Annotated in this window: 7 protein-coding genes; all 7 read left to right on the top strand. The window is 44.0% G+C overall.

All coding sequences use genetic code 11. The features are described from left to right. Positions 1 to 466 precede the first annotated feature (466 nt). A complete protein-coding gene (gene hisG / locus ACFFGT_RS20515) occupies positions 467 to 1318 on the top strand; it encodes an ATP phosphoribosyltransferase (RefSeq protein ID WP_377024378.1) in 852 nt (283 codons plus the stop codon). A gap of 90 nt (positions 1319 to 1408) precedes the next feature. Further along, positions 1409 to 2695, top strand: coding sequence for a histidinol dehydrogenase (gene hisD / locus ACFFGT_RS20510; RefSeq protein ID WP_377024377.1), 1287 nt, complete (start codon positions 1409 to 1411; stop codon positions 2693 to 2695). 2 nt (positions 2696 to 2697) lie between these two features. Further along, positions 2698 to 3390, top strand: coding sequence for a hypothetical protein (locus ACFFGT_RS20505; RefSeq protein ID WP_377024376.1), 693 nt, complete (start codon positions 2698 to 2700; stop codon positions 3388 to 3390). A 1-nt stretch (position 3391) separates the two neighbouring features. Next, positions 3392 to 4438: a histidinol-phosphate transaminase gene (hisC, locus tag ACFFGT_RS20500; RefSeq protein ID WP_377024375.1), complete on the top strand. Its 1047-nt coding sequence runs from the start codon at positions 3392 to 3394 to the stop codon at positions 4436 to 4438. Next, positions 4435 to 5577, top strand: coding sequence for a bifunctional histidinol-phosphatase/imidazoleglycerol-phosphate dehydratase HisB (hisB, locus tag ACFFGT_RS20495; RefSeq protein ID WP_377024374.1), 1143 nt, complete (start codon positions 4435 to 4437; stop codon positions 5575 to 5577). Before hisC ends, hisB begins: the two co-directional genes overlap by 4 nt. A gap of 41 nt (positions 5578 to 5618) precedes the next feature. Continuing rightward, positions 5619 to 6287, top strand: a complete 669-nt coding sequence (hisH, locus tag ACFFGT_RS20490; protein WP_377024373.1) for an imidazole glycerol phosphate synthase subunit HisH — start codon at positions 5619 to 5621, stop codon at positions 6285 to 6287. A 6-nt stretch (positions 6288 to 6293) separates the two neighbouring features. Further along, on the top strand, positions 6294 to 7043 hold the full coding sequence (locus ACFFGT_RS20485) for a 1-(5-phosphoribosyl)-5-[(5-phosphoribosylamino)methylideneamino]imidazole-4-carboxamide isomerase (RefSeq protein WP_377024372.1): 750 nt from the start codon (positions 6294 to 6296) through the stop codon (positions 7041 to 7043). Positions 7044 to 7085: the final 42 nt, after the last annotated feature.

Below are 7085 nucleotides of genomic sequence, written 5' to 3'. Positions count from 1 at the left end.
CTATTATAACTGGGAAAGACCTCATCAAGGTATTAATGGCAAAAGACCTATCGATATGATCTCCTTAAACAACAAATAATAACCTGCTATTTTGTCTCCGAATTACTAAACCCTTACAGCAATGACGTTTTCTGTTAACTGCTTTGTGAATTATCACAGCATCAACAACGGCGATAATTCAAGGTTACAAAATAAAATTCTAAAAACTCACCTAATCCAACATGAAACTTCCTGAAAATTTCATGCACCGAGGCACTTTTTTACATTAAATTTTGATTTAAAAAACATCTGTCTATATTTGCACCGCTAATCTATAGTTTTACTATATAAAAAATGAACGGTATCGCACTACATCATCTTCATCTGCATCACCACCATGTGGTGATCAGCTAATATGTATGTTTCTACGCGAAATAACAACCTCCGTTTATATTCTTTTTTATCATAGTCTCTTAAATTCAATCTTTTGAAAACACTTAAAATAGCTATCCAAAAATCGGGTAGGCTCAACGAAAAATCCGTTGAATTATTAAAAAATTGCGGCTTAAATTTTGAAAATTACAAAAGCTCGCTGATCTCCCCGGTATCAAACTTCCCTTTAGAAATCCTTTTCCTTCGCGATGACGATATCCCTGAGTACGTGCAGGATGGCATTGCCGATTTAGGTATTGTTGGCGAAAACGTGATCCAGGAAACCGAAGTTGAGGTAAGCTACCTGCAACGCCTTGGTTTTGGCAAATGCTCGCTTAAAATAGCAGTACCCAACAACAGCGACATTAACTCTCTGGCCGATTTGCACGGCAAAGCAATTGCTACTACCTACCCTGCCATTTTAGGCAAGTTTTTAAAAGAACAAAACATTACTTCAGATATCCGTACTATTTCAGGTTCGGTTGAAATTTCACCGGGTTTAGGTCTTAGCGATGCTATTTGCGACCTGGTATCAACCGGTGGTACCCTGAAAAGCAACGGGCTGAAACCTTTTGCCGATGTAATGTCGTCAGAAGCTGTACTGATAGGCAGCAAAGCCATTGCCGAAAGCGACCTTGTATTGGAATTGATCCAGCGCATCCAGTCGGTTTTACGCGCCAAAGAGACTAAATATGTAGTACTTAACGTTGAAAAGCAGAACCTTTCGGCTGTTACAGCGTTACTTCCGGGGGTAAAAAGCCCGTCGGTAGTACCATTGGCCGAAGAAGGCTGGGTGGCAGTACACACGGTGATCCCCGAACGTGATTTCTGGGACCGTATAAGCCAGCTCAAACAAGCCGGCGCACAAGGCATTGTGGTAATGCCTATTGAGAAGATCATTTTATAAGCCAACGCCCCCCGGCCCCCTAAAGGGGGAGTGAAAGGGCGGGCAGTTTATTACTTAACATAACTCCCCCTTTAGGGGGTTGGGGGGCTAATGAAGACATACAACTATTCAGAACTTACTACATCCGACATCCAGAAACTGGTTCAGCGCAATGTTGACCCTGCTAATGAGATCAGGACCATTGTTGAAGAGGTGATTGCCAACGTGCAGCTGCATGGTGATAGCGCACTGCTTGATTATGCTTTAAAGTTTGATAAGGTGGAACTGAACAAGCTTTACCTTGACAGGGCCGAGTTGGAAGAAATTGCCAAAGCGATATCTGCCGATCAGAAAACGGCATTGGAAACGGCTTACAGCAATATCTATAAATTTCACCAAACGCAGCTAAAAACCGAGGATAAGGTTGAAACCATGCCTGGCGTAACCTGCTGGCGCGAACTGCGGCCGATTGAGAAAGTTGGCTTGTATATTCCCGGCGGTTCGGCGGTATTGCCAAGTACATTTTTGATGCTTGGTATTCCGGCGCGCATAGCGGGCTGTCATGAAATAGTAGTTTGTTCACCTCCCCAAAAAAATGGTAAGGTTAACGCCTTTATAGCTTACGTGGCGCTGATGCTGGGGATCGATAAGATCTACCTGGTGGGTGGGTCACAGGCTATAGCCGCTATGGCTTACGGAACAGCAAGCATCCCTAAGGTTGATAAGATCTTTGGCCCTGGTAACCAGTTTGTAACCAAAGCCAAAACCATTATCCAATCAACTACCACAACGGCAATTGATATGCCTGCAGGCCCTTCAGAAGTTTTGGTTATTGCCGATGAAAGCGCCATCCCTGCCTATATTGCAGCCGATCTGCTGGCCCAGGCCGAGCATGGTATCGACAGCCAGGCCGTATTGGTTTGCACCTCTGCCGATGTTGCCCAAAAGGCCATTGCCGAGGTTGAAAAACAGCTGCCCGTATTACCCCGTGCCGAGATAGCCAAAATGGCCATCGATAACTCGTACGTGGTTATTACCAGCAGTTTGAGTGAAGCTATGGGCTTCAGTAATCAATATGCTCCAGAGCACCTGATCCTGGCCACACAAAGCTGGGAACAGATCACCGGCAGCATCATCAACGCAGGTTCGGTGTTTTTAGGAAACCTAACCCCCGAAAGTGCAGGCGATTACGCATCGGGCACCAACCACACCCTGCCAACCAGCAGTTATGCAAGGGCTTATTCCGGCGTATCGGTTGATTCGTTTGTGAAGAAGATCACTTTTCAGCATATCACCCGCGAGGGGATCCAAAACATTGGCCCAACAGTTGAAATTTTGGCCGAGTTGGAAGGCTTACATGCACATAGGAATGCGGTGAGCATCAGAAACAATAGTTGATCATGAAAAAGCTTGCATACCTTTTGAGTTTGTTTACACTCACTGCTTGTCACAACGGCAATCATAAACGATTAATATCTGATACAGCTAAACAAGATACCACTACCTCGTTTAAGCCATATCAGCTTAATAAAGACTATACTGTAATTGATACAGGTGTTTTTGATGCCTCTGTTATGGGAGGTAGCTATGCTGTTGTAACAAGGAATGGAAAACTGGCCGATACTATTGACAAATATTACGGAATTGAAAAAATTGGCAACGGTAACTATTTATATCTAACCATAACAGGCACAGGGCCGGGGGAAGATGATGCTTCGGGAATACAGGGGTCTAAAAAATCAATCAGCGGTTCTTTGGGCAGTTATATAATGGTTGTAAACGGTAAAAAACAAAATCTGTCGGCGTTAATACCTGACTTTAACGACTATTTTTCTTCACCATCTGTAATAAACGGCAACATCTATTTCTGGCAAATAAAAAAAATAGATACAACAGGGAATAACAGCATATCGGCTGCCAAATATGATCCGGTTACTAAAAAAACCGCGAATTATTATTTAGTTGATGATTATATCGAAACTGATGATGCCAACTATTTTTCAGCGCCATATCTAAAAAATGACACCATCTATTTTGATGGTGAGAGCAAAAAATTAAGGAAATTCACAAAGGATCTTAAGCCTTATAATTAAAATGTTTAACATCAATAATATACTTAGAGAAAATATAAAAAAGCTTGTGCCCTATTCGTCCGCCCGTGATGAGTACCAGGGTGAAGCAAGCGTTTTTTTGGATGCCAATGAAAATGCTTTTGGCTCCCCTTTAGATCAGCAGTTTAACCGTTACCCCGATCCATTGCAGTATGATCTAAAAAAACGGATCACCGAAATTAAAGGTGTACCACCCCGCAATATCTTTGTTGGCAACGGCAGTGATGAAGCTATCGATATCCTGTTCCGCAGCTTTTGCAACCCGGGCGTTGATAACGTGATCCTGGTGCCGCCTACTTACGGTATGTACGAGGTATCGGCAAACATCAACGATATTGAAGCCCGCAAGGTAAACCTTACCGAAGAGTACCAGCTTAATTTGGAAGGTATTGCCGAAGCTATCGACAAAAACACCAAGCTCATCTTTATCTGCTCACCAAACAATCCTACCGGTAATTCTATCAACCGCGATGATATCCAAACCCTGCTGGCTAATTTCAGCGGCATTGTGGTGGTTGATGAGGCTTATATTAACTTCAGCAGGCAAAAATCATTTATCCAGGAACTTACCGAATGTGCTAACCTTGTGGTGATGCAAACGCTTTCAAAAGCATGGGGACTGGCTGGTTTACGTGTAGGCATGGCCTTCGCCAGCGAAGAGATCATAGAGGTGATGAACAAGGTAAAACCACCGTACAACGTAAATGAATCATCGCAGCAGCTGGCTTTGGCAGCCTTAGCTAACGTTGCACAGGTTAACGACTGGATCAAAGAAACCCTTGCTCAGCGCGACAGATTGGTTTTACAACTGAAAGATTTTGATTTTGTGGTAGATATTTATCCATCTGATGCCAATTTCATCCTCGTAAAAACCACCAACGCCAATGGCATCTACGATTTCCTGGTTAAACAGGGCATCATAGTACGCAACCGCTCAAAAGTTGAGCTTTGCGAGGGCTGCTTACGCATAACTGTTGGCACTCCCGACGAAAACACCACCTTACTGCAAACCTTACAGAATTATAAATGAGCAACCTTCAAAAAATATTGTTTGTTGACCGCGACGGCACCCTGATTAATGAAACACCTGATGAGCAAATAGACTCATTCGCCAAGCTTTCGTTTTATCCCGGCGCGTTAACCTACTTACCCAAAATAGCCAAAGAGCTTGATTTTGAACTGGTAATGGTAACCAACCAGGACGGCTTGGGTACTTCTGTTTATCCCGAAGATACCTTTTGGCCCGTACACAATTTCATCCTGCAAACATTTGAAGGCGAAGGCGTAAAATTTGCCAACCAGATCATCGACCGTACTTTTGCTAAAGATAACGCCCCAACCCGCAAACCAGGCGCCGCGCTATTATCGCAGTATCTTGATGCTGAAAAATACGACCTGAAAAACTCCTTCACCATCGGCGATCGTAAAAACGATGTACTGCTGGCAAAAAACCTGGGCGCAAAAGCCATCTGGCTTAATAATCACAGCAATTTGGGTGGAAGCGAATTTACCGACGCCGATCATATCGACGACGTGATAGCCCTTGAAACTACCGACTGGCAAAAGATTTATGAGTTTCTAAAGCTTGGTCAGCGGGTGTTTGAACATCGCCGCGCTACTAAGGAAACCGATATTCATATCAAAATAAACCTCGACGGTAAAGGTGAAGCCAAAATATCAACCGGTCTGCATTTTTTTGATCATATGCTTGACCAGATTGCCCGCCACGGCAGCATCGACCTGGAAATTACAGCCAAAGGCGACCTGCATATCGACGAACATCATACCATTGAAGATACCGGCATTGCCTTAGGCGAAGTATTTGCCGCCGCATTAGGCAACAAAATGGGAATTGAGCGCTATGGTTTTTGCCTGCCGATGGATGACTGCCTGGCACAGGCTGCTATTGACTTCGGCGGCCGCAACTGGATAGTTTGGGATGCCGATTTTAAACGCGAAAAAGTGGGCGATGTACCGACAGAAATGTTCTATCACTTCTTTAAATCGTTCAGCGATGCTTCAAAAAGCAATTTGAACATAAAAGCCGAAGGGCAGAATGAACATCACAAAATTGAAGCTATATTTAAAGCCTTTGCCAAGGCAATAAAAATGGCCGTAAAACGTGATGTAGATAAGATGGTTTTACCAAGCACAAAGGGGCTGCTTTAGGCGCCCCCCGGCCCCCTAAAGGGGGAGCGAAATAATACACAATGGATACACCAGATCAAAACATACGAGAACCAGGCAAGGAAAGCCTCGCAGAGGCACCCCCTTCAGGGGGCGGGGGGGGCATCGGCATTATACTATACGGCGCCGGAAACATATTTTCCCTTACTGCAGCTTTGGAACGCTTAGGTATCCCCTATGGCTTTATCAATAGCGAGGAGGATTTTGATAAGTATGACCGTTATATCATCCCCGGTGTTGGTCATGCGGGCGCTGCAATGAACAAGTTGAAAGCCACCGGGCTTGTACCAACCATCAAGGCGCTTAAAAAACCAACCTTAGGTATTTGCGTGGGAATGCAACTGCTGACTTCCTATTCAGAAGAGGGAGATTCTAACCTGTTGGATATCATACCGGTTAAAACTTTAAGGTTTAAAGACAGTGCCGATCATAAAGTGCCGCACACGGGCTGGAACAGGGTTTATCCTGAAAAAGAAAACCCCCTATTTCAAAATATACCGTCAGGTTCACACTTTTACTTTGTACATTCATACTTTATTGAGTATGATAAAGCATACACTTTACTGGCCTCCGATTACGGAAATCAATTTTCGGCATCAATTTGGCTTGATAATTTTTATGGCGTACAATTCCACCCCGAAAAGTCGGGTGTGTTTGGCGAAACATTGTTAACTAATTTCTCAAAAATATAAAAGGATATGTACATTATTCCTGCCATTGACATTTTGAACAAGAAGGTTGTCCGCCTTCGCGAAGGCGACTACGCACAGGTAACCGAATACGATGTTACCCTTGAAGAAATGATTGAGCGCTACCAAAGCAACGGCACAAACTTCATTCACATTATCGACCTTAACGGTGCAAAAAACGATTTTAGCAACCAGCAATACCTGTTTGATGTAATCCGCAAAACCGACATGAAGGTGCAATACGGCGGCGGTATCCGCAGTATCGAAAAAGTAAAAGAGCTGATTGATGCAGGTGTTCACCGCGTTATTGTTGGCACACAAGCCCTTACTAACCCAAGCTTCCTGCCCGAGCTGAGCAAAGAAATCTGCGGTAAAGACAAATGTTCGGACCAGGTTGTTGTAGCCATCGACGTACTTGACGAAGTGATCAAATACTCCGGCTGGATGGAAAGCTCACCAATTAAACTGATGGATTATGTGGATAAATGCCTGAGCTTAGGCTTTTTCCGTTTCCTTTGCACCGACATCAACAAAGACGGCAAACTTGGTGGCGCAGGTATTGAACTGTACGAAAAACTGCTTGATCATTCACCTTTCATCAAACTGATAGCCTCGGGTGGCGTAAGTTCTATGGGTGATATCGAAAAACTAAGCCGTTTAAAAGTTGAATCGGTGGTAGTTGGAAAAGCAATATACGAGGGCCATATCACCATTGAAGATGTGAAACACTGGAATCTGGACGCGCTGATATCGATATAAGCCCCGCCCCCTACCCCCCTAAAGGGGGAACAAGAGTTCTAT

Origin of the sequence: Mucilaginibacter angelicae, from assembly GCF_042434235.1 — a bacterium.
Taxonomy (GTDB): Bacteria; Bacteroidota; Bacteroidia; order Sphingobacteriales; family Sphingobacteriaceae; genus Mucilaginibacter; species Mucilaginibacter angelicae.
The sequence above is the reverse complement of the archived record's forward strand: the minus strand, read 5'-3'. Positions and strand labels throughout refer to the sequence as shown.

Excerpts from the sequence above, each read along its gene's own strand:
- hisC (WP_377024375.1), top strand. The coding sequence starts at position 3,392 with ATGTTTAACATCAATAATATACTTAGAGAAAATATAAAAAAGCTTGTG.
- hisD (WP_377024377.1), top strand. The coding sequence starts at position 1,409 with ATGAAGACATACAACTATTCAGAACTTACTACATCCGACATCCAGAAA.
- ACFFGT_RS20485 (WP_377024372.1), top strand. The coding sequence starts at position 6,294 with ATGTACATTATTCCTGCCATTGACATTTTGAACAAGAAGGTTGTCCGC.
- hisB (WP_377024374.1), top strand. The coding sequence starts at position 4,435 with ATGAGCAACCTTCAAAAAATATTGTTTGTTGACCGCGACGGCACCCTG.
- ACFFGT_RS20505 (WP_377024376.1), top strand. The coding sequence starts at position 2,698 with ATGAAAAAGCTTGCATACCTTTTGAGTTTGTTTACACTCACTGCTTGT.
- hisH (WP_377024373.1), top strand. The coding sequence starts at position 5,619 with ATGGATACACCAGATCAAAACATACGAGAACCAGGCAAGGAAAGCCTC.